The sequence below is a fragment of the Streptomyces sp. ERV7 genome, from assembly GCF_001653515.1.
In the GTDB taxonomy this organism is placed as follows: Bacteria; Actinomycetota; Actinomycetes; order Streptomycetales; family Streptomycetaceae; genus Streptomyces.
Window position 1 is genome coordinate 379,119 of sequence record NZ_LYOY01000001.1, and the last position, 20,382, is coordinate 399,500.

A 20,382-nucleotide genomic window follows, 5' to 3' on the forward strand; every position below is an offset into this window, starting at 1 on the left:
TTCAGCGGGCGGGTGCGGGCTCTTCGTCGCCGTCCAGGGCCGTGTCCGCCCGGGGGGCCTCGGGTTCGGGCAGGTCCCGCATCCGGCGCAGCGGGGAGAGCAGCAGTGGCAGCGGTACGGCGAGGAAACCGGCGGCGCAGCAGGCCAGTGCGGTGCGCGGCCCGAAGGTCTCGGCGAGGGCGCCGCCCAGGAGTGCGCCGAGCGGCAGCGTGCCCCACATGAGGAAGCGCAGGGTGGCGTTCATCCGGCCGAGCAGCTGCGGCGGGCACAGCCCCTGGCGGAAGCTGACCTGGGCGATGTTGTAGACGACGGCGCCGAAGGAGATGCCCGCCGACCCGGTGGCGAACAGGGCCGCCCCGAGGGTGCCGTGCCCGGACAGCGGCCACAGCAGGGCGAACGGCCCGCTCAGCAGGACGGACCAGAGGATGAGCCGGGCCTGACCCCACCGGGAGGCGAGCCGCCCGGAGCACAGGGCGCCCAGGAGCCCACCGACGGCGGACGCGGAGAGGACCAGTCCCAGTGCGCCCGGTTCGAGGCCGACGACGCGTACGAGGTGCACGGTCTGGGTCGCCATGAGGACGGCCATGCACAGGTTGCCGAGCCCCGTGGTGAGGGCGATGACGCGCAGCAGCGGATGGCCGGTGACGAAGCGGATGCCTTCGCCTATGTCCTTGCGCAGGGATGCGTCGGCGGCGGTGCGGGGCGGTTCCTCGGGCTGCTCGATGCGCAGGAGGAACAGGGCGGAGAGCAGATAGCCGAGGGCGTCGGCGAGGACGGCGAGGTGTGCCCCGAAGAGCTGGACGAGCCCGCCTCCGGCCCCCGGCCCGGCCACCTGCGCGGTCGAACGCACCGTCTCCAGACCGCCGTTGCCGGCCATGAGCTCCTCGCGCGGCAGGATCTGCGGCAGGAAGCTCTGGTGGGCCACGTCGAAGAACACGGTCGCCACGCCGGTGATCAGCGCGACGGCGTAGAGCTGGGCCATGGTCAGGGCGTCGGCGAGCGCGGCGGCGGGGATGCTGGCCATGGCCACGGCGCGCACCAGGTCCGCCCGGATCATCAGGGGACGCTTGCGCATACGGTCGGTGAGGGCCCCGGCCGGCAGACCGACGAGCAGGAAGGCGGCGGTCTCCGCGGCCGTGAGCAGGCCCACTTGGATGGCGGAGGCGTCGAGTTCGAGGACGGCCACCAGGGGGAGGGCCACCAATGTGACCTGAGCGCCGAGTTGTCCGGCGGCCGCTCCTGCGAGCAGCATCCGGAAGTCGCGTCGGCGCATCGGGCTCCCCGTGGAGGCCCCAGATGTGTCGGACATGTGAACGACCTTCACCGAGCCGCCGATCGAGAGTCAAAGGATCACGGTCAGATTCGGTCGAGTCTTGTCGTAACTTGTCAGAAAGGCATAAGAATTTTCGCCGAACTCACGGTAAGTCCGCATGAATGCCTGCCACTCGGTGTGCGCGACGGAACGGCCGTACGTCGACGCGCGCAGGAGGACGGCGGGAGGGGGGGCCGGGTACCCTGCACACGGAGTGACGGTCTCGATCCTGGCCGAAAACAACCACCAACGGCCACATGGTCATGGAATCGTCACATTCGTCGGTTATGGAGCGTATGCGGTGCTGTGCTCCACCTCGGCGCGGTTCCCGGGCCGTGCGCCGCCGGCGTCCGCCTCGTAGAGTCTGGCGACATGGCTTCCACTCCCGTCTCTCCCGCCGACGCCCTCGACGCCCTGCTCGCCGGGAACCGGCGCTTCGTGGCAGGGGCCCCGGGGCATCCGAACCAGGACGCCGCACGGCGGGCCGAACTCGCGCCGGCGCAGAAGCCCTTCGCGGTGCTGCTGGGATGCTCCGACTCCAGGCTGGCCGCCGAGATCATCTTCGACCAGGGGCTCGGCGACCTGTTCGTGGTCCGCACCGCCGGGCATGTGCTGGGTCCGGAGGTCCTGGGCAGCATCGAGTACGGCACGAGCGTCCTGGACTGCCGCCTCGTCGTGGTCCTCGGGCACGACTCCTGCGGCGCCGTCGCGGCCGCCCGCGCCGCCGTCGAGGACGGGATGTCCGCCGCCGGGTACGTCCGGGACGTCGTCGAGCGCGTCACCCCGAGCGTGCTGGCCGCCCGGGCCGCCGGGCTCACCTCGGACAGCGATCTCATCGACACGCACATACAGCACACCGTGGACCTGCTCCTGGACCGCTCCCGCGTGCTCGCCGACCAGGTGGCCTCCGGCCACACCGGCGTCGTCGGCCTCGCCTACCAGCTCGCCGAGGGCAGCGCCCGCCTCGTCACCGCTCGCGGCATCCCCGCCCCGGCGGTGTCCACCGCACGCCCGCGCTGAGTACCCCTGGGCCCGGTGACCGGGCCCGGCCCCGGAGGGGGCATGGTCCTGACCATTGCCCCCTGAACCTCCCTGTCGCTAGCCTGTGTTCGTCATTCCGGTCGTTGATCGAAGTTTCGAACGTAGAGGGTGGGTGGCGGGCCATGGGGCGACTCGTGCCGGCGGTGGCCAGGGCACTGGACGTGCTGGAACTCTTCCTGGAGAGCGAGGCGCCGCTCTCCGCGCCGGACGTCATGCGCAGGCTCGGGCTGCCACGGACGACGGTCCACGAGCTGGTCACCACACTGGCCGCCCGCTCCTATCTGGTCGCGACGCCCGAGCAGCCGGGGCGCTACCGGCTCGGCGTCCGCACCTACCAGCTCGGCAGCCGGTACGCCGAGCAGCTGGACCTCGCCGCCGAGGGGCAGCAGGTGGCCCGCGAGGTCGCCGAGACCTGCGACGAGACCGTCCATGTGGCCATCCTGGAGGACACCGACGTCATCTACATCGCCAAGGTCGACTCCACCCACGCGGTGCGCATGGTCTCGGCGGCCGGCCGCCGTCTGCCCGCCCACTGCACCTCCGTCGGCAAGATGCTGCTCGCCTCGCTCCCGGAACCCGAGTTGGACGCCAGGATCGCGGACGGCGAGCTCGTCGCCATGACCCCCGACAGCATCACCGACCCGGCCGCGCTGCGCACCGCGCTCGCCGGGATCCGGGCCCGGGGGACCGCGTTCGAGCACCGGGAGTCCAACCCGGACGTCAGCTGTGTGGCCGCCCCGGTCCGCGACAGCGCGGGCCGGGTCGTCGCCGCGCTGTCCATCTCCGTACCCGTCATCAGGTGGAGCGAGGCACGTGAGGCAGAGCTCGCCGAGCTGGCGCTGAAGGGCGCGGGCGACCTGTCCGTGCGGCTCGGCCACCGGGGGACGCGATGAGGCCGGACGTGGCGGTACGGGAGTGGGCGGAGCTCGGCGAGGGGCCGACCTGGGACCCGGCGACCGCACGGCTGATCTGGGTCGACATCCTGGCCTCGCGGATCCATACGTACGAGCCGGGCAGCGGCCGGCGTACGGTCATGGCGACCGGGCAGCACGTCGGCGCCGCGAAGCCGCGCGCGGTCGGCGGCCTCGTCGTCAACCTCCGTGACGGCGTGGGGCTCTACGGCCCCGACGGCGCCTTCTCGTGGCTGCTGCGGGACCCCGTGCCCGGGCGGCGCGGCAACGACGCGGCGGTCGCACCGGACGGCGCCCTGTGGGCGGGCACCATGCGCTACGACGAGTCGCCGGGCGGCGGTACCCTCACCCGGATCACGGGCGACGGCGCGACCACCGCCCTGCCCGGGCCGGTGTCGGTGAGCAACGGCACCGGCTGGAGCCCGGACGGACGGCTCATGTACTACGTGGACAGCCCGACCCGGCGCATCGACGTCCTCGACTTCGACGGCCGACTCGGCCACGACAGGCGGCCGTTCGTACGGTTCGAGGACGAGGACGGCTTCCCCGACGGGCTCACCGTCGACGCGGACGGCGGCGTGTGGGTGGCGCTGTGGGACGGAGCCGCGGTGCGCCGCTACGGCCCGGACGGCACGCTCGACCTGGTCGTCGAGCTGCCGGTCGGGCGCCCCACCGCCTGCGCCTTCGGCGGCCCGGACCTCACCGACCTGTACGTCACCACGGCCCGCACCGGCCTGCGCCGGCCGCACCCGCTCTCCGGGGCGCTCCTGGTGCTGCCGGGCCTGGGACACGGGCTGCCGGGCACCGCCTTCGCCGGCTGAGCCGAAGGCGGCACCCGGCCGTCCCCGGGGTTCAGCGCGTCGAGAAGGCGTGCACGGTCGACGTCCGGTACGTCTCGCCCGGACGCAGCACCGTGGACGGGAAGGCGGGGTGGTTGGGCGAGTCGGGGAAGTGCTGGGCTTCCAGGCAGAGGGCGTCGCCCTGACGATAGGTGCGGCCCGAGGTGCCGACCAGGGTGCCGTCCAGGAAGTTGCCGCTGTAGAACTGCATTCCCGGCTCGGTGGTGAACATCTTCATCACCCGGCCGGAGTGCGGCTCGGCGAGGGTGAGCGCGTACGCGGGCTCCCGGCTCGTCCCCTTGTCCAGGACCCAGTTGTGGTCGAACCCCTTGCCGTACAGGAGCTGTTGGTGACCCTGGCGGATGTCCCGGCCGATCGGCTTGGTACGCCGGAAGTCGAACGGGGTCCCGGTGACGCGGGCCAGTTCGCCGGTGGGGATGAGACCCGCGTCGACCGGGGTGTAGCGGGCGGCGGCCAGTTCGAGGGTGTGGTCGAGGATCGAGCCGCTGCCCTCGCCGGCCAGGTTGAAGTAGGTGTGGCTGGTGAGGTTGAGGACGGTGGCCCGGTCCGTGGTCGCCTGGTAGTCGATGCGCCACTCGCCGCGCGCCGTGAGGGTGTAGGTGACCTGGACCTTCAGGGAGCCGGGGTAGCCCATCTCGCCGTCCGGCGAGATCCGCGAGAGCACGAGGCCGGTGCGGGAGCCGTGGGTGAACGGCTCGACGTGCCACATCTGCTTGTCGAAGCCCTTGGTGCCGCCGTGCAGGCTGTTCGCACTGTCGTTGAGCGGCAGTTGGTAGGTCTGCCCGTCGAGGGTGAACCTGCCGGCCGCGATGCGGTTGCCGTAGCGGCCGATGAGACCGCCGAAGTAGGGGGACTTGGCGACGTAGTCGGCGAGGTTGTCGAAGCCGAGCGCGATGTTGGCCCGGCGCCCGTGCCGGTCGGGCACGTCGAGGCGGTGCACGATCCCGCCGTAGGAGAGCACCTCCAGCCGGATACCGCCGTTGGTGACGCTCCACAGGTGTACGGGAGTGCCGTCGTCCAGGGTGCCGAACAGTGTCCTGGTGGGGGTGCGGGTCGTCGTCGAGGCCTGGGCCGTGCCCAGGCTCGTCGCCGCCACGCCCGCGGCGAGGCCCGCGGCCATCACCGTACGTCTGCTGGTGTTCATGTCCGCTGCTCCTCAGAGAAGGTGATGGGGTGTCATGAGCCGACCTTGCGTTTGTTCCAGACGTCGAAGCCGACGGCGGCCAGCAGGACGAAACCCTTGATGACCTGCTGGTAGTCGGTGCCGACGCCGACCAGCGACATACCGTTGTTGAGGACGCCGAGCACCAGGCCGCCGATGATGGCGCCCAGCACCGTACCGACGCCGCCGCTCATCGAGGCGCCGCCGATGAAGGCCGCCGCGATGGCCTCCAGCTCGAAGTTGACGCCCGCGTTGGGTGTGCCGGCGTTGAGACGTGCGGCGAAGACGACACCGGCGAGCGCCGCGAGGACCCCCATGTTCACGAAGACCAGGAAGGTGACCCGCTTGTCCTTGACGCCGGAGAGCTTCGCCGCCGCCTGGTTGCCGCCGAGCGCGTAGACATGCCGTCCCACGACCGCGTTGCGCATCACGAAGCCGAGCCCGATGAGCAGGGCGGCGAGCACGAGCAGCACCACCGGTACGCCCCGGTAGCTGGCCAGGGTCAGGGTGAAGGCGAGGACGGCGGCGGCCATCGCCACGCACTTGGTGAGGAACAGGCCGCGGGGGAGCACATCGAGCTCGTAGGCCTGCTCCCGGCGCCGTGAGCGCACCTCCTGGACCAGGACGACTCCGACCAGGGACAGCCCCAACAGGATGGTGAGGTTGTGGTAGTTGGTGTCGGGTCCGACCTCCGGAAGGTATCCGGTGGAGATCTTCTGGAAGCCCTCGGGGAACGGGCCCAGCGAGCGGGATCCGAGCAGGATCTGGGTGCCGCCCCGGAAGAGCAGCATCCCGGCGAGCGTGACGATGAAGGACGGGATGCCGACATAGGCGATCCAGAACCCCTGCCAGGCGCCCGCGACCGCGCCGATGGCGAGCGCGATGACCAGGGCGAGCACCCAGGGCACGTGGTGCTCCACCATCATCACGGCGCACGCCGCCGAGACGAAGGCCGCGAGCGAGCCCACGGACAGGTCGATGTGGCCGGCGATGATGACGATCACCATGCCGATGGCCAGGACCAGGATGTAGCTGTTCTGGAGCACCAGGTTGGTGACGTTGTTCGGCTTGAGCAGGACGCCGTCGGTCCATATCTGGAAGAGCACGACGATCAGTCCGAGCGCGACCAGCATCCCGTACTGGCGCATGTTGCGGCGGGCCGCGTCCAGGAGCAGCGCCCCGGCGGGGGAGCGTGGGGGCTCGGGAGTCCTCGGGGTGCTCGGTGCGGCGTCGGTGGTGACCGGACCCATTTTCGGCTACCTCTTGTTCGTGGTCATGTCGTGCGTGGTCATGAGGCGCATCAGGACTTCCTGGGTCGCGTCCGCGCGGGCGGTCTCGCCGGTGAGCCGGCCGGCCGCCATGGTGTAGACGCGGTCGCACATGCCGAGGAGTTCGGGCAGTTCGGAGGAGATGAAGACGACGGCCTTGCCCTGGGCGGCGAGCTGGTCGATGACGGTGTAGATCTCGTACTTGGCGCCCACGTCGATGCCGCGCGTGGGCTCGTCCAGGATCAGCACATCGGGACCCGCGAAGATCCACTTGCTGAGGACGACCTTCTGCTGGTTGCCGCCCGAGAGACGGCCGACCGGCTCGAAGACGGTCGGCGCCTTGATGCCCATGGAGGTGCGGTACGACTCGGCGACGCGCCGCTCCTCGTGCTCGTCGACGATCCCGCGCCGGGACACCTTGCCCAGGGCGCCCAGGGTGATGTTGCGGCTGATCGTGTCGATGAGGTTGAGGCCGTAGTGCTTGCGGTCCTCGGTGACGTACGCGATGCCGTGGCCGACCGCCTCGGGGACGGTCCTCGTACGGATGCGGTGGCCGTCCTTCCACACCGTGCCGCTGATGCCCCGGCCGTAGGAGCGGCCGAAGACGCTCATGGCCAGCTCGGTGCGGCCCGCGCCCATCAGCCCGGCGACGCCCACGATCTCGCCCCGCCGCACGTGCAGGGTCACGTCGTCGACGACCTTGCGCTGCTGGTCGATGGGGTGGTGCACGGTCCAGTCCCGCACCTCAAGGGCGGGGTGGGCGCCGGGATCGCCCTCGTAGGGGGTGCGCGGGGGGAAGCGGTGGTCGAGGTCCCGGCCGACCATGGCCCGGATGATGCGCTCCTCGGTGGTGTCCGGGGCCTTCACGTCGAGGGTCTCGATCGTCCGGCCGTCCCTGAGGACGGTGACCGAGTCGGCCACCGCCGCGATCTCGTTGAGCTTGTGCGAGATGATGATCGAGGCGATGCCCTGGGCCTTCAGCTCCAGGATGAGGTCGAGGAGATGGGCGCTGTCCTCGTCGTTGAGGGCCGCGGTCGGCTCGTCCAGGATGAGCAGCCGGACCTCTTTGGAGAGGGCCTTGGCGATCTCCACGAGCTGCTGCTTGCCGACCCCGATGTCCGCCACCCTGGTCTGCGGGTGCTCGCGCAGCCCCACCCTCTTCATCAGCCGCGCCGCGTGCTTGAGCGTCTCGCCCCAGCTCACGATCCCCCGGGTGGCGTGCTCGTTGCCGAGGAAGATGTTCTCGGCGATGGAGAGATAGGGGACGAGCGCCAGCTCCTGGTGGATGATGACGATGCCGCGCGCCTCGCTGGCCCTCATGTCCCTGAACGCGCAGGGCTCGCCCCGGAAGAGGATCTCGCCCTCGTAACTCCCGTGCGGATGGACGCCGCTGAGGACCTTCATCAGGGTGGACTTGCCCGCGCCGTTCTCGCCGCAGATGGCGTGCACCTCGCCGGGTGCGACGGTGAGCGAGACGTCGCAGAGCGCCCGGACGCCGGGAAACGTCTTGACGATGGAGCGCATCTCCAGGATCGGCGCCCCCATGTCCGGGGTGCTCATTTGAGGTCACTCGCCTTGATGTAGCCCGAGTCGACCAGGGTGGCCCGGTAGTTGGACTTGTCGACGCTGACCGGGTTGAGGAGGAAGGCCGGCACGACCTTCTTCTCGTTGTCGTAGGTCTTGGTGTCATTGACCTGGGGCGTCTTGCCGGTGAGTACCGCGTCGGCCATCTGCACGGCCTGCTTGGCCAGGGCGCGGGTGTCCTTGTAGACGGTCTGGGCCTGGTCGCCCGCGATGATGGACTTCACGGACGCCACCTCGGCGTCCTGTCCGGTGACCACCGGGTACGGCTTGGCGGCGGTGCCGTAGCCGCCGGAGCGCAGGGCGGACAGGATGCCGATCGAGATCCCGTCGTACGGCGAGAGGACGGCATCGACGTGCTCGGTGGAGTACGCCTTGGTCAGCAGGTCGTCCATGCGCTTCTGCGCGGTGGCGCCGTCCCAGCGCAGTGTGGTCACCTGGTTGAGCCGGGTCTGGCCGCTGCGTACGACGAGCTGCTTCTTGTCGATGTAGGGCTGGAGCGTCTTGAGGGCGCCCTGGAAGAAGTAGCGGGTGTTGTTGTCGTCGGGCGATCCGGCGAACAGCTCGATGTTGAAGGGGCCCTGTTTGCCGCCGGCCTGCTGGGCGTTCTTGAGGCCCAGCTTGTCGACGATGTACGTCGCCTGGAGCACGCCCACCTTCTCGTTGTCGAACGAGGCGTAGTAGTCGACGTTCGGGGAGCCGAGGATGAGGCGGTCGTAGGAGATGACCTTGATGTGCTGGTCGGCGGCCTGCTTGAGGACGTCGCCGAGGGCGCGTCCGTCGATGGCCGCGATCACCAGGGCGTCCACTCCCTTCGTGATCATGTTCTCCAGCTGGGCGACCTGCTGGTCGACGCTGTCCTCGCCGTACTGGAGATCGGTCTTGTAGCCGAGCGCCCGGAACTGCGCGGCCATGTTGTTCCCGTCGGCGATCCAGCGCTCCGAGGACTTGGTCGGCATCGCTATGCCGATCGTGGCTCCCTTGCCGCCCTTGGGCGTCGCCTTGCCGCCGCCCTCGCTGTCCTGACCGCAGGCGGCGAGGGAGAGGGCGAGGGTGCCGGCGACGAGGGCGAGTGCGGCTGGTCGGGTGCGGCGCATGGTCATCAGTCCTTCGGGTTCGCGGGGAAGCGGTGCAGGGGGCCGGGGATGCGGGGGGGGGGAGCGGCCTCCGGGGCGGCGCGGCCCTGCTACCCCAGGAGGACTCTGAATGTTCTTGCTGAAACAACCGGAAAGCTATTGCGGTCGAGACCGTAGGCGGCCCGGACCAACTGGTCAACCCTTTGGACACACCGTCGCCACACCAGGGAAATCTCCGCGCTTTCTCTCCGCTTTCTCGCCGCAAACTCTTTCGCAAGGGATTGCAACGGTGTTACGTTCAACCGCATCTCGGCCCCGACCGCCTACAGAACGGCGGAAGCCGCCGCACCTTGCGGTGCGGCGGCTCGGACGATGGTGCCGGAGAGTCCGGGAACGGTCCTCAGAACCCGATCGGCTCGCGGACCAGGACGACGGTGCTGCGGCGCGGAACGACCTCGCGCCCGGTGATGAGGATCTTGGCGAGGACGCTGCGCTGCCCCATCACCCGCTGGGCCCGGACGTCCTCCTTGGGCAGCGAGTACGTCTCGATGCGGCGCAGCGCGGTGTCGAGGTCGGCGACGACCTTCTGGGCGCCGACCACCCAGATCGCCCGGCCCGCGCCGTACGCGTACGCGGCGAGCTGGCTGCCGCTCGCGGAGCCGGTGACGAGCCGGCCGTCCTCGGTCACGGCGTGCACACTGCCGACGACCACGTCGGGCGCGGAACGCGCGGTGCGTACGTCGTCGCGGCGGGCGCGCAGGTCCCAGTCGGCCTGCTCGGCGCGGATGCTCTTGAACCGGCCGGACGCGTCGATGTCCTCCTGGATCCCGGAGAGCCGCAGGGTCTCGCTGGTCGAGGCGAAGATCGCCTGGTCGGTCGGCAGCTCCTCGGCCACCAGCGCGCGGGCATCGGCGGCGGTGTCCACTATGTGCACGGCAAATCCATTGCCCCGCAGGGCCTCGGCGGCCCTCTCCAAGCTCTCGGCGCTCGCGGCGACCGCGAAGGCCTCGTCGGCGGGCAGTTCGGTGATGGTCTTCTCACTCATGATCAGAGAACCTAGCGCCGGGACGCGAGTCTCGTTCGAGCGCCGCTGGATCGGGCAACTGCGGCGCCCGGACCATCGCATAGGCTCGGCCACGACATGAAGAGCAACCTCGCCCCGCTGGCGCCCAAGGCCGACCAGGACACCGTGCGTCGGCACAACCTCAGCCTGGTGCTCCGGGCGGTCCACGACGAGGGCGAGACCACCCGGGCGGGCGTCGCGGCGCGCGTCGGACTGACCCGGGCGGCCGTGTCCTCGCTGGTCGAGCAGCTCCTGGAGGGCGGCTTCCTGACGGAGTCGGGCAAGACCTTCAGCGGGCAGGCGGGGCGGCCCGGCACGGTCCTCAAACCGGCCAGGACCGGCGCCGCCGGGGTCGGTGTCGAGATCAACGTCGACCACACGACCGTGTGCGTGGTGGATCTGGCCGGAACCGACCGGGTCCGGCTCACCGAGCACCTGGACAACCGGGGCGCGCCGCCCGCCGAGGTGCTGGCCCGGGCGGCCCGGCTCACCTCGCAGGCGCTGGACTCCGCCGGTCAGCAGGAGCTGCGGCCCGCCGCGGTGACGCTCGCCCTGCCGGGCCTGGTCGCGGACGGCACGGTCCGCCAGGCACCGAACCTGGGCTGGAACGGCGTCCCGGCCGACGTCCTGTTCGCGCGGGCGCTGGCCGAGTGCCCGAACGCCCCTGTCCTGCCGGTGAGTGCGGAGAACGAGGCCAATCTGGCGGCGCTCGCCGAGCTGTGGTTCGGCGGCCCGGGCGAGGCCCGTACGTTCCTCTACCTCTCCGGCGAGATCGGCGTGGGCGGCGCCCTCGTCCTGAACGGCGAACTCCTGCGCGGCGCGCACGGCTTCGCCGGGGAGATCGGCCATGTCCCGGTGGATCCGGCCGGGCCCGAGTGCCGCTGCGGGGCGCGGGGCTGCCTGGAGCAGTACGCGGGCCAGTCGGCGCTGCTGCGCGGCGCGGGCCTCGACGAGGACGCCGGGGCGGCGGGCGTGGCCGAGCTGGAGCGACGGGCGCGGGCGGGCGACGAGCCCGCGCTGACGGCGCTCGGCACGGCCGGGCGGATGCTGGGCCGGGTCCTCGCGGGCGCGGTGAACCTCCTCGACCCGCAGACCGTCGTCCTCGGCGGCGTCTACCGCGCACTGGCGCCGTGGCTGACGCCCCCGGCCGAGGCCGAGCTCACCACCCGGGTGGTGTCGGGCCTGTGGCCCCGCGACAGCGGCCGTCTGCGCGCCTCGTCCCTGGCGGGGGACGCGGCCCGGGGCGCGGCGGCCCTGGTCGTGGAGGCGGTACTGGACGACCCGGCGGCGTGGGCGGAGTCCTGACCGGGACGGCCGCTCACCCGCCGAGCAGCGCCACCCGGCCCGGAAACCCCACGCCCGCTCAGTCCCGCACCCCCAGCAGATGCTCCATCGCCAGCTGGTCCAGTTGCTCGAACGCCATGCCGCGCGCTCCCGCCGCCTCCACGTCGAACTCCTCGAAGGCCGAGCGGTCCCCGAGCAACTCGGCCAGGCCGTCCGCCGCCGTCGGGCGGGCGAGGTCGTCGAGGCGGGAGGCCCGCAGCGCCTCCCGTACCGCCGGGTCGGCGCGGAAGGCCGCCGCACGCTCGCGCAGGATCAGGTAGTTGCGCATGTTGCCGGCCGCCGAGGCCCACACCCCGTCGGCGTCCTCGGTGCGCGGCGGCTTGAAGTCGAAGTGGCGCGGGCCCTGGTAACCCGCCGACTCCAACAGGTCGACCAGCCAGAACGCGTCGCGCACATTCCCCGCCCCGAACCGCAGGTCCTGGTCGTACTTGATGCCGGACTGGCCGTTGAGGTCGATGTGGAAGAGCTTTCCGGCCCAGAGCGCCTGGGCGATGCCGTGGGTGAAGTTGAGCCCGGCCATCTGCTCGTGCCCGGTCTCCGGGTTGACCCCGACCAGCTCCGGGCGCTCCAGCCGCTCGATGAAGGCGAGCGCGTGCCCGACGGTGGGCAGCAGGATGTCCCCGCGCGGCTCGTTCGGCTTGGGCTCGACCGCGAACCGCAGGTCGTACCCCTGGCTCACGACGTACTCGCCCAGCAGGTCGAAGGCCTCCTTCATCCGGTCGAGCGCCACCCGTACGTCCTTCGCGGCCCCGGACTCCGCACCCTCGCGGCCGCCCCACGCCACGTACACCCGGGCGCCGAGCTCCACGGCCAGGTCGATGTTGCGGATCGTCTTGCGCAGCGCGTACCGCCGTACGTCCCGGTCGTTGGCGGTGAAGGCGCCGTCCTTGAAGACGGGGTGGGTGAAGAGGTTGGTGGTGGCCATCGGCACCGCGAGGCCGGTGGCGTCGAGCGCCGCGCGGAAGCGCTTGACGTGGGCGCCGCGTTCGGCGCCGGACGCGCCGAACGGGATCAGGTCGTCGTCGTGGAAGGTCACCCCGTACGCCCCGAGCTCGGCGAGCCGGTGGACGGTGGCGGCCGGGTCGAGGGCGGGCCGGGTCGCGTCGCCGAACGGGTCGCGCCCCTGCCAGCCCACGGTCCACAGACCGAAGGTGAACTTGTCCTCGGGGGTGGGAGTGAAGCGTTCCGTCATCGTCGTGTCCACCTCGGTGCGGGGCGCCCGACGGCCCCTGCTGGTATTTGTTCACTGACCTGACAAATATGACATGATCGCCGCGGCTTCCGTAACCCCGGGCCTTCACCTAATTTGTTTCGCGCACGCGCAAATTCGCCCGTGCAGGTCAGCACGTCCAGGTCCGCAGGCCGGATCCGCAGCAGAAGGGGTGCCGTATGGCGCAGGGGCCGGTCGTCATCGGGGTGGACAGCTCCACCCAGTCCACCAAGGCGCTGCTCACCGACGCGGAGACCGGGCGGCCGCTCGCCGTGGGCCGCGCCCCGCACCGGGTCGACGGCTCCGCCGGAGCGCGCGAGAGCGACCCGGAGCTGTGGTGGCGGGCGCTGTGCGAGGCGGTCGCGGCCGGGATCGAGGAGGCGGGGGTGCCCGCCTCGGCCGTCACCGGGATCGCGGTCGCCGGACAGCAGCACGGCCTGGTCGTCCTGGACCGCGCCGGACGTCCGCTGCGCCCGGCCCTGCTGTGGAACGACACCCGCTCGGCCCCGCAGGCCGCCGCCCTCACCGAGGCGCTCGGCGGCCCGCAGGCGTGGACCGCGCGCACCGGCTCGGTGCCGGTCGCCGCCGTGACCGCCGCCAAGTGGCGCTGGCTGCACGAGAACGAGCCCGCGCACACCTCGGCGGCCGCCGGAATCCGCCTCCCCCACGACTTCCTCACCGAGCGCCTGGCCGGAACCGCCGCGACCGACCCCGGGGACGCGTCGGGCACCGGCTGGTTCTCGACGGCGACCGGCTCCTACGACCCCGGGCTGCTGGAGCTCCTCGGCCTGGACGTCCGGCTGCTGCCCGAGGTCGCCGCCTCCGGGGCCACCCGGGTGGGGTCCCTGACGGCCCGGGCCGCCGAGGCGCTCGGGCTGCCCGCCGGGATCGCGGTCGCCGCCGGGACCGGCGACAACATGGCCGCCGCCGTGGGGCTGGGGCTGGGCGGCGCGGGCCTGCTCGACCACCCCGTCCTCAGCCTCGGCACCTCCGGCACGGTCTTCGCCGCCACCCGCACCCGGCCCGCCTCGCCCGCGCTCTCCGGGTTCGCCGCGACCGACGGCACCTTCCTCCCGCTGGCGTGCACCCTGAACTGCACGCTCGCCGTGGACAAGGTCGCCGCCCTGCTCGGACTCGGCCGCGACGAGGCGGAACCCGGCGGCGAGGCGGTGCTCCTGCCGTACCTCGACGGCGAGCGCACCCCCGACCTGCCGGGAGCCGCCGGGCTGCTCACGGGTCTGCGGCACGCCACCACCGGGCCCCAACTCCTGGGCGCGGCCTACGAAGGCGCGGTCTTCACCGCCCTGCGCGCCCTCGACGACCTGCTGTACGCGTGCGGCCTCGACCCCGCCGGGCCCGGGGCCGCGACCCTTCCACTGCGGCTGATCGGGGGCGGCGCCCAGGGGCGTACCTGGGTCGAGACCGTACGAAGGCTCTCCGGCCGGCCGCTGATCGTGCCCCGCGCCACCGAGCTCGTGGCACTCGGCGCCGCCGCGCTGGCCGCGGCGGCCGTCACCGGCGCGGACGCGGTGGCGACCGCGACGGCGTGGGGTACGGGCGAAGGCGTCGCGCTGGAGCCGGTGGCCCGCGACACGGCGGCCTGGGAGCGCATCGGCGCCGTCCTCGACCGGGCGGCGCCGGTGCTGGGGTGACCCGGCTTCACCGGGGCAGCGCGCTCACTTGCTCTCGCGCAGCAGCTCGGCCAGGGCGGTGTCCATGTCGAGGTCCTGGTTCTCGACGTCGGCGGAGACCGCCGCGTAGGTGAGGAAGAGGAAGCGGCGGAGCGCCGCCGTGCCGAATTCGAGGAGCGCCAGGCCGTCCGGGGAGCGCAGCTCCACCATGGTCTGGGCCCTTCCGAGCGGCCACACGTGCACATCGCCGGTGCCGGCCGGGGCACACAGTCCCCGGTCGATGAGGTTGCGGGCGAAGACCCAGGTCACGCCGCCGTCGTGCAGCGAGACCTCGGGCGGAAACACCATCCGGACGGCCAGTGGGTCGGCGCCGTCATAGCTGAGGGTGACGGGGACGGGGACGCCGTGGGAGGCGTCGGTGACGAGGCGGGCCAGGACGGACTGTTCGACAGTGGTGGACATCGACTCGCTCCTTGCTGCCACTCCCGATCTGTGACCCGCATCACATCATCTCAATAGTCGCACATTCAACACCTTGCCTGGGATTTCGTGCGAAAACCCCGAAGGGCCCCGGCGGGAAGAGGGGGCCTGGCACCACCCCGGTCCGGGGCCCAGGCCTCCTGACCAAGGCCCCCGCCCGGGCGGACGATCGTCGGCGACAGGGCTTGCGAACGAGGGAGCAGGGGGCTCGGACATGAACGATCACACTCGGCGGAACGTACTGCGCGGCGCGGCGGGCGCGACGGCGGGAGGACTGCTCGCCCTGCGCGGCGGGCCGGCCGCGGCCGCCGCCCCGCGCATCACACCGCCCGCACCGGCGCCGTCCGCCATGGGCCTGCCGTTTCTGCGCGGGGCCTTCGCGCCCGTCACCGAAGAGCTCACCGCCTTCGACCTCCCCGTCACCGGCCGCATCCCCCGCTCGCTGAACGGGCGCTATCTGCGCACCGGCCCCAATGTGCTGGGCCTGGAGGACCCCCGGGCGCACCACTGGATGCTGGGGGACGGCATGGTCCACGGGGTGCGGCTGCGGGACGGGCGGGCCGAGTGGTACCGCAACCGGTGGGTCCGCTCGGCCGCCGTGAGCCGCAAGCTCGGCGAGCCGTACCCCGGCCCCGTCCCGGAGGGCGACTTCGCCTGCAACACCCACGTCATCCCGTACAAGGGGCGCATCCTCGCCCTCCAGGAGAGCGGGCCGCTGCCGTACGAGCTCGACGGCGAGCTCAACACCCTGCGCCCGTACGACTTCCGCTCCACACTGAGCGGGGCCTTCACCGCGCACACCAAGTACGACGCCCACGCCGACGAGCTGCACGCGGTGACCTACTACCCGACCTGGGACCACGTCCGCCACCTCGTCGTCGACCGGACCGGGCGGGTCGCGCGTACGACACGGATCCCCGTCGCCGACAGCCCGATGATGCACGACTTCGCGCTCACCGAGCGGTATGTGGTCCTCTTCGACGTCCCCGTGACCTTCGACGCGGCGGCGGCCGAGGCGGGCGCGATCGTCCCGTACGTGTGGAACGACCGGCATCCCGCGCGGGTGGGCGTCATGCCCCGCGCCGGAGGCGGCGTCCGCTGGTTCGAGATCGACCCCGTCTTCGCCTCGCACACGCTCAACGCCTACGACGACGGCGCCTCGGTGGTCGTCGAACTCACCACCTTCCCGGCGCCGTTCCAGGTCGCGGGCCGCGACTCCGACGGCCCCTCGGCGCTCGCGCCCGCCTCGCTCGACCGCTGGACCGTCGACCTGGCGCACGGCCGCGTGCACACCCGGCGGCTCGACGACCGGCCGCAGGAGTTCCCCCGGGTCAACGAGGCGCTGGTGTCCCGGCGCCACCGGTACGGGTACACGGCGGCCAGCGCCGAGATGTTCACCGCGTATCTGACGGCCGACGGCGTCCCGCCGGACCGCTCCTTCGGCAACGCCCTGATCAAGCACGACTTCCTGCGCGGCACCTCCCAGTCGCACCGGCTCCCCCGGGGCGCCGCCGTCGGTGAGGCGGTCTTCGTGCCCGCGCACGGGCCGGACCCGGCGCCCAGGGCGGCGGAGGACGACGGCTACACCCTGGCGTACGTCCACGATCCGGAGCGCGGCGCCGCCGACCTGCTGATCCTGTCGGCGCAGGACTTCACCGGCCGTCCGCTGGCCCGGATCCATCTGCCCGGGCGGGTGCCGCTCGGCTTCCACGGCAGCTGGGTCGCGGACGCCTGAGCGAGAAGGGCGGCGGCTCAGCCCAGCTGACTGAGCATGCCCATAACCGAGTTGACCGCACTGTGCAGCGAGGGGGCCGCGGCCGTATCGGCGAAGTAGAAGCCGAATCCGGCGCAGATCAGCGCGTGGGACAGCTTGGTGCCGCCTTTGCGCCACAGGAAGTACGCGCCCACGGCCAGCGCGAGCATCAGAGGAAAGTGCACGGAGGGCAAGGCATTCACCTCGTGACCCCGAGAGTGTCGAATACCGGTTCGCCGCGCCCTGGCGGCGGTCCGGTGAGAACCACCTCCGTCACGGTACGACCGCCGTTCACCCCGCGCCACACGAGCATCACCAGGCGTTATCACCGCAGGTGAGAGGGGTTGACCTTCAGTGGGCCGTCGCGACCAGCAGGCGGCAGCGGGGGCTGCCGTCCGGGCGCCGCCCGAGCTCCTCCAGCGCGTACAGGTCCACCTGGAACCCGGCGCGGGCGAGCTCGGCGCGGACGTCGGCGAGCCTGAAGTCCCGGTAGTACATGACGAATCGGGGCCGCCACAGCGCGTTGCGCACCCGCATCGACGTGTCGAAGCCGAGCAGGGTCCAATAGCCGAGCGAGCCGGGGCGGGCGGGCGCCGCGACCGGGAACGCGAACCGGCCGCCGGGCGCGAGGACCGAGCGGACCTGAGCGAACAGCCCCGGCCGCTCGGCGGGCAGGAAGTGCCCGAACGCCCCGAAGCTCACGACCAGGTCGAAGGCGTCCCGGAACGGCAGGGCGCGGGCGTCGGCGCGGACCCAGTCGACGCCCTGGGCCCCTTGGACGCACCCCCGGCCCACCGCCAGCATTCCGGCGCTGAAGTCGACCCCGGTGACCCGCTCGCGGCACACCTCGCGCAGCACGCCCAGACCCGCGCCGGTGCCACAGCACAGGTCGAGACCCCTGCCGAAGGGGCCGAGCTCGGCGAGGACGCGCGTGACGGCGTGGAGGACCGGATCCGGGGTGCGGTACGGCGTGTGGTCGAACTTCGGGGCGAGCAGGTCGTAGCCGCGCTCGACCGACGACAGTGCCTGGACGGCGAGTTCACGGAGGGTAGGGCCCTGAGAAGCGGACATCGGCCTCAGCATATAGCCTCAGAAAACGTACCAATCGGCTGGATGGGGAGCCGCCGAGACGGGAGAGACCCATCGTGAAATCCACTCTGCCACGCCGCTGTGCCCGGACGGCCGCGGCCGGCGCCCTGTCCTTCGCCCTGCTCGCCGGCGGATCCGTCGCGGTCGCGACGGCCGCGAGCCCCGCCCCCGGACCGTCGCCGAGCGGCAGCAAGTACGCATCGGCGGCGCCGGGTTCGCTGACCATCAAGGCGAGCGCCACCGAGGCGAAGGTCGGCGACAAGGTCACCTTCACCGGCCGCTCCAAAGGGCTGGCCGTCGGCAGCAAGGTCGTGCTCCAGCACAAGAAGGGGAGCAAGTGGACGACCCTGCACGCCGACACCACCATCAAGCAGGGCAGCAGCTACTCCCTGGACTACAAGGTGAACACCAAGGGCAAGGAGGAGCTGCGGGTGATGGACGGCAAGACCGTCTCCCCGACGGTGACGGTCACCGTGAAGTGACCGTCACCGTGAAGTGACCGTCACCGTGAAGTGACGCCACCGCGGCGGCGCCACCGCGCGGACTAGTCGACCTTCAGCTCACCCATGGCGCTCCACCCCGTCGCACCCTCGATGGTCGTGCTCACGATCTCGGGGGTGTGACGCAGGAGCGGGCGCATCGTCTCCATGGCCGTGCGGAAGTGGTCGGAGTTGACGTGCGCCTCGCCCGCGCCGTCCTGGAAGGCCTCGACCAGCACATAGGTGGTGGGGTCCGCCAGGCTGCGGGACCACTCGTACCAGAGGTTGCCCGGCTCGGCCCGGGTGGCGTCGGTGAAGTCCGCGACGTGCTGGGGCCACTCCTCGGCGTACTCGGGCTTCACGGGGAACTTGACGACAATGAAGATCATTCAGTCATTCTATGCGCGGTATGCACGGATAAATCACTTCGGCCGTCCGACACGCCCGGGGTAGGGTGACCGCGCCCCGCAGCCTGCCGGACCCCCTCGGATGTCCGGCCCCATACCCCCAGGTGAGACCCATTACCGTGCTTGACCATTCCTCCGTAGTGACCAGGCTCCGCGCCGCCGGCTGTGTCTTCGCCGAGGACGAGGCGGAGTTGCTGATCTCCACGGCCCGTACGCCCGAGGAGCTCGACGCCATGGTGGCGCGGCGCGCCGAGGGCCTGCCGCTCGAACACGTCCTGGGATGGGCCGGGTTCGCCGGTGTACGGGTCGCGGTGGACCCGGGCGTCTTCGTGCCCCGGCGGCGCACGGAGTTCCTGGTGGAGCAGGCCGTCGCGCTCGCCCCCGAGGGCGCGGTCGTGGTGGATCTGTGCTGCGGCTCGGGCGCGTTGGGCGTGGCCCTCGTCGCCGGGATCACGGGTGCGGAGCTGCACGCGGCCGACGTCGACCCGGCCGCCGTGGAGTGCGCCCGGCGCAATGTCGCCGCCGCCGGGGGCCGGGCGTATCAGGGCGATCTGTTCGCCGCGCTCCCCGACGGTCTGCGCGGCCGCGTGGACGTCCTGCTCGCCAATGTGCCGTACGTGCCGAGCGAGGAGATCGAGCTGCTCCCCTCGGAGGCACGCGTCCACGAGGCACGGGTGGCGCTCGACGGCGGCTCCGACGGCCTCGACGTACTGCGCCGGGTGACCGCCGAGGCGGCGCACTGGCTGGCACCCGGCGGGCTGCTGTTCTTCGAGACGAGCGAGCGCCAGGTGCCGCTCGCCGTCGCGGCGGTCACCGAGGGCGGTCTCGTACCGCGCGTGGCAACCTGCGAGGAGCGGTACGCCACGGTCGTCGTCGCCAGGAGGCCCGCCCAGGCCGGGTAACACCCCGCGGCTCACGCCATCCAGAAGAAGACGGCCGTCATCCGGCTGTCCTCAAGGGTGCTGCCCCAGTAGCCGGTGGCGGTGTGGATCATGTTGGCGTTGTAGAGGAGCAGCCGGTTGTAGCGGTGGGCGACGCGGACGTCCTCGGTGAAGGAGTCCGGCGGCACGAACCGGGTCCCCAGCGCCTCGACCAGATTGGTGTGCGGGGCCGCGACGAGATTGCCGCCGAGGACGCCGCCGGGCAGGCTCTGGCGGTAGAAGCTGGTGCCGCAGTGCTGGGGGACGTCCGGGTTGAGGTAGAGCACCGCCGCGTACCGGCACAGTGCGCGCGAGTCGGTGTGCGGGCGCGGCTCGCCCTCGTCCCGTCCGACGACCTGGACGCAGTTGTGGTTGAGCGTGGCGCCGCCGGGCGCCTTCTGCAGCCACAGCTCGCGGGCGCCGGTCGCCTTCCTGACCAGCCGCTCCACCCGGTCGAGTTCGGCGGGCTCCAGGCCCGGCATGGTGCGCAGCCCGGGCCAGGTCTCGGGCTTGCGGGGGTATCCCTCGACCCAGTCGCCCCTGGCGAGGCAGCGCGCGCGGACCTCGTCGGCGTTGGGCAGGACGTCGTCGAGGACCCAGTAGTCCCGGCCGGGGGTGGGTTTGCGGTACGGCAGGACCGGGAGCGAGGAGGGGTTGGGGGGCATGCGGCCGAACCTACGTCCGTAACCCTCCGTATCCGTCCGCGAGTTGGTCAACCTTGCCTCAAGGTGCGGTGAAGCCGTCCCGGTGACGAAGGGCGCATTGCGGGGACATCCCGGCAGGAGGTCCCCGCAA

The 20,382-nt window shown here is 71.8% G+C and carries 20 protein-coding genes; 8 read left to right on the forward strand and 12 right to left on the reverse strand.

Annotated features, from left to right (window positions below; translation table 11 throughout):
* Position 1: 1 nt before the first annotated feature.
* Complete coding sequence (locus A8W25_RS01600) at positions 2–1,309, reverse strand: MFS transporter (protein ID WP_067154527.1); 1,308 nt, start codon at positions 1,307–1,309, stop codon at positions 2–4.
* Between the two features lie 375 nt (positions 1,310–1,684).
* On the opposite strand from A8W25_RS01600, the gene A8W25_RS01605 reads away from it, so the two are divergent.
* From A8W25_RS01605 to A8W25_RS01615, 3 genes are all read left to right on the forward strand, one after another.
* Positions 1,685–2,332, forward strand: coding sequence for a carbonic anhydrase (locus tag A8W25_RS01605; protein WP_067154530.1), 648 nt, complete (start codon positions 1,685–1,687; stop codon positions 2,330–2,332).
* Positions 2,333–2,475: 143 nt separating this feature from the next.
* Positions 2,476–3,246, forward strand: coding sequence for an IclR family transcriptional regulator (locus tag A8W25_RS01610; RefSeq protein WP_067154533.1), 771 nt, complete (start codon positions 2,476–2,478; stop codon positions 3,244–3,246).
* Entirely contained in the window at positions 3,243–4,085 is an 843-nt protein-coding gene (locus A8W25_RS01615; protein WP_067154537.1) for an SMP-30/gluconolactonase/LRE family protein, read from the forward strand. The genes A8W25_RS01610 and A8W25_RS01615 overlap by 4 nt, the downstream gene beginning before the upstream one ends.
* Positions 4,086–4,116: 31 nt before the next feature.
* Here A8W25_RS01615 and A8W25_RS01620 read toward each other — a convergent pair whose 3' ends face one another.
* The 5 genes from A8W25_RS01620 to A8W25_RS01640 form a co-directional block, all read right to left on the reverse strand.
* The gene (locus A8W25_RS01620; RefSeq protein WP_067154540.1) at positions 4,117–5,268 is read right to left on the reverse strand and encodes an aldose epimerase family protein; all 1,152 of its coding nucleotides are present in this window, start codon (positions 5,266–5,268) and stop codon (positions 4,117–4,119) included.
* Positions 5,269–5,300: 32 nt separating this feature from the next.
* Positions 5,301–6,536, reverse strand: a complete 1,236-nt coding sequence (gene mmsB, locus A8W25_RS01625; RefSeq protein ID WP_079125745.1) for a multiple monosaccharide ABC transporter permease — start codon at positions 6,534–6,536, stop codon at positions 5,301–5,303.
* A 6-nt stretch (positions 6,537–6,542) separates the two neighbouring features.
* Positions 6,543–8,099: a multiple monosaccharide ABC transporter ATP-binding protein gene (mmsA, locus tag A8W25_RS01630; RefSeq protein WP_067154543.1), complete on the reverse strand. Its 1,557-nt coding sequence runs from the start codon at positions 8,097–8,099 to the stop codon at positions 6,543–6,545.
* Positions 8,100–8,110: 11 nt separating this feature from the next.
* Positions 8,111–9,232 (reverse strand): multiple monosaccharide ABC transporter substrate-binding protein, encoded by a 1,122-nt coding sequence (chvE, locus tag A8W25_RS01635; RefSeq protein WP_420708392.1) that lies wholly within the window; start codon positions 9,230–9,232, stop codon positions 8,111–8,113.
* Positions 9,233–9,611: 379 nt separating this feature from the next.
* A complete protein-coding gene (locus A8W25_RS01640) occupies positions 9,612–10,256 on the reverse strand; it encodes an LUD domain-containing protein (RefSeq protein WP_067154550.1) in 645 nt (214 codons plus the stop codon).
* Between the two features lie 96 nt (positions 10,257–10,352).
* Here A8W25_RS01640 and A8W25_RS01645 point away from each other — a divergent pair, with 96 nt between their 5' ends.
* Positions 10,353–11,579: an ROK family transcriptional regulator gene (locus tag A8W25_RS01645; protein ID WP_067154553.1), complete on the forward strand. Its 1,227-nt coding sequence runs from the start codon at positions 10,353–10,355 to the stop codon at positions 11,577–11,579.
* Positions 11,580–11,637: 58 nt separating this feature from the next.
* Here A8W25_RS01645 and xylA read toward each other — a convergent pair whose 3' ends face one another.
* Positions 11,638–12,810, reverse strand: a complete 1,173-nt coding sequence (xylA, locus tag A8W25_RS01650; protein ID WP_067154556.1) for a xylose isomerase — start codon at positions 12,808–12,810, stop codon at positions 11,638–11,640.
* Positions 12,811–13,007: 197 nt separating this feature from the next.
* Here xylA and xylB point away from each other — a divergent pair, with 197 nt between their 5' ends.
* Positions 13,008–14,480, forward strand: coding sequence for a xylulokinase (xylB, locus tag A8W25_RS01655; RefSeq protein WP_067154559.1), 1,473 nt, complete (start codon positions 13,008–13,010; stop codon positions 14,478–14,480).
* Positions 14,481–14,504: 24 nt separating this feature from the next.
* On the opposite strand, the gene A8W25_RS01660 is transcribed toward xylB, so the two are convergent.
* Positions 14,505–14,921: an SsgA family sporulation/cell division regulator gene (locus tag A8W25_RS01660; RefSeq protein WP_067154562.1), complete on the reverse strand. Its 417-nt coding sequence runs from the start codon at positions 14,919–14,921 to the stop codon at positions 14,505–14,507.
* A 232-nt stretch (positions 14,922–15,153) separates the two neighbouring features.
* Between A8W25_RS01660 and A8W25_RS01665 the strand changes: the two genes are divergently transcribed.
* On the forward strand, positions 15,154–16,674 hold the full coding sequence (locus A8W25_RS01665; protein ID WP_067154577.1) for a carotenoid oxygenase family protein: 1,521 nt from the start codon (positions 15,154–15,156) through the stop codon (positions 16,672–16,674).
* 17 nt (positions 16,675–16,691) lie between these two features.
* Here the strand turns inward: A8W25_RS01665 and A8W25_RS33205 are convergent, their stop codons facing one another.
* Together A8W25_RS33205 and A8W25_RS01670 are read right to left on the reverse strand one after the other, a co-directional pair.
* Positions 16,692–16,877: a DUF2304 domain-containing protein gene (locus tag A8W25_RS33205; RefSeq protein ID WP_234386103.1), complete on the reverse strand. Its 186-nt coding sequence runs from the start codon at positions 16,875–16,877 to the stop codon at positions 16,692–16,694.
* A gap of 166 nt (positions 16,878–17,043) precedes the next feature.
* Positions 17,044–17,763 (reverse strand): class I SAM-dependent methyltransferase, encoded by a 720-nt coding sequence (locus A8W25_RS01670; RefSeq protein WP_067154580.1) that lies wholly within the window; start codon positions 17,761–17,763, stop codon positions 17,044–17,046.
* Between the two features lie 74 nt (positions 17,764–17,837).
* On the opposite strand from A8W25_RS01670, the gene A8W25_RS01675 reads away from it, so the two are divergent.
* Entirely contained in the window at positions 17,838–18,263 is a 426-nt protein-coding gene (locus A8W25_RS01675; RefSeq protein ID WP_067154584.1) for a hypothetical protein, read from the forward strand.
* A 62-nt stretch (positions 18,264–18,325) separates the two neighbouring features.
* Here A8W25_RS01675 and A8W25_RS01680 read toward each other — a convergent pair whose 3' ends face one another.
* Entirely contained in the window at positions 18,326–18,649 is a 324-nt protein-coding gene (locus A8W25_RS01680; RefSeq protein ID WP_067154586.1) for a putative quinol monooxygenase, read from the reverse strand.
* Positions 18,650–18,780: 131 nt separating this feature from the next.
* On the opposite strand from A8W25_RS01680, the gene A8W25_RS01685 reads away from it, so the two are divergent.
* Complete coding sequence (locus A8W25_RS01685; protein WP_067156578.1) at positions 18,781–19,569, forward strand: putative protein N(5)-glutamine methyltransferase; 789 nt, start codon at positions 18,781–18,783, stop codon at positions 19,567–19,569.
* 11 nt (positions 19,570–19,580) lie between these two features.
* Here A8W25_RS01685 and A8W25_RS01690 read toward each other — a convergent pair whose 3' ends face one another.
* Positions 19,581–20,252, reverse strand: coding sequence for a DUF6445 family protein (locus tag A8W25_RS01690; RefSeq protein ID WP_067154589.1), 672 nt, complete (start codon positions 20,250–20,252; stop codon positions 19,581–19,583).
* Positions 20,253–20,382 lie beyond the last annotated feature (130 nt).

What these genes read in the sequence shown, in the direction of transcription:
- mmsB (WP_079125745.1), bottom strand. Translation starts at nt 6,536, where the DNA reads ATGGGTCCGGTCACCACCGACGCCGCACCGAGCACCCCGAGGACTCCC.
- A8W25_RS01620 (WP_067154540.1), bottom strand. Translation starts at nt 5,268, where the DNA reads ATGAACACCAGCAGACGTACGGTGATGGCCGCGGGCCTCGCCGCGGGC.
- A8W25_RS01640 (WP_067154550.1), bottom strand. Translation starts at nt 10,256, where the DNA reads ATGAGTGAGAAGACCATCACCGAACTGCCCGCCGACGAGGCCTTCGCG.
- A8W25_RS01605 (WP_067154530.1), top strand. Translation starts at nt 1,685, where the DNA reads ATGGCTTCCACTCCCGTCTCTCCCGCCGACGCCCTCGACGCCCTGCTC.
- A8W25_RS01690 (WP_067154589.1), bottom strand. Translation starts at nt 20,252, where the DNA reads ATGCCCCCCAACCCCTCCTCGCTCCCGGTCCTGCCGTACCGCAAACCC.
- A8W25_RS01615 (WP_067154537.1), top strand. Translation starts at nt 3,243, where the DNA reads ATGAGGCCGGACGTGGCGGTACGGGAGTGGGCGGAGCTCGGCGAGGGG.
- A8W25_RS01600 (WP_067154527.1), bottom strand. Translation starts at nt 1,309, where the DNA reads ATGTCCGACACATCTGGGGCCTCCACGGGGAGCCCGATGCGCCGACGC.
- xylB (WP_067154559.1), top strand. Translation starts at nt 13,008, where the DNA reads ATGGCGCAGGGGCCGGTCGTCATCGGGGTGGACAGCTCCACCCAGTCC.
- A8W25_RS01670 (WP_067154580.1), bottom strand. Translation starts at nt 17,763, where the DNA reads ATGTCCGCTTCTCAGGGCCCTACCCTCCGTGAACTCGCCGTCCAGGCA.
- A8W25_RS01610 (WP_067154533.1), top strand. Translation starts at nt 2,476, where the DNA reads ATGGGGCGACTCGTGCCGGCGGTGGCCAGGGCACTGGACGTGCTGGAA.
- xylA (WP_067154556.1), bottom strand. Translation starts at nt 12,810, where the DNA reads ATGACGGAACGCTTCACTCCCACCCCCGAGGACAAGTTCACCTTCGGT.
- A8W25_RS01660 (WP_067154562.1), bottom strand. Translation starts at nt 14,921, where the DNA reads ATGTCCACCACTGTCGAACAGTCCGTCCTGGCCCGCCTCGTCACCGAC.
- A8W25_RS01645 (WP_067154553.1), top strand. Translation starts at nt 10,353, where the DNA reads ATGAAGAGCAACCTCGCCCCGCTGGCGCCCAAGGCCGACCAGGACACC.
- mmsA (WP_067154543.1), bottom strand. Translation starts at nt 8,099, where the DNA reads ATGGGGGCGCCGATCCTGGAGATGCGCTCCATCGTCAAGACGTTTCCC.
- A8W25_RS01665 (WP_067154577.1), top strand. Translation starts at nt 15,154, where the DNA reads ATGAACGATCACACTCGGCGGAACGTACTGCGCGGCGCGGCGGGCGCG.
- chvE (WP_420708392.1), bottom strand. Translation starts at nt 9,232, where the DNA reads ATGCGCCGCACCCGACCAGCCGCACTCGCCCTCGTCGCCGGCACCCTC.
- A8W25_RS01680 (WP_067154586.1), bottom strand. Translation starts at nt 18,649, where the DNA reads ATGATCTTCATTGTCGTCAAGTTCCCCGTGAAGCCCGAGTACGCCGAG.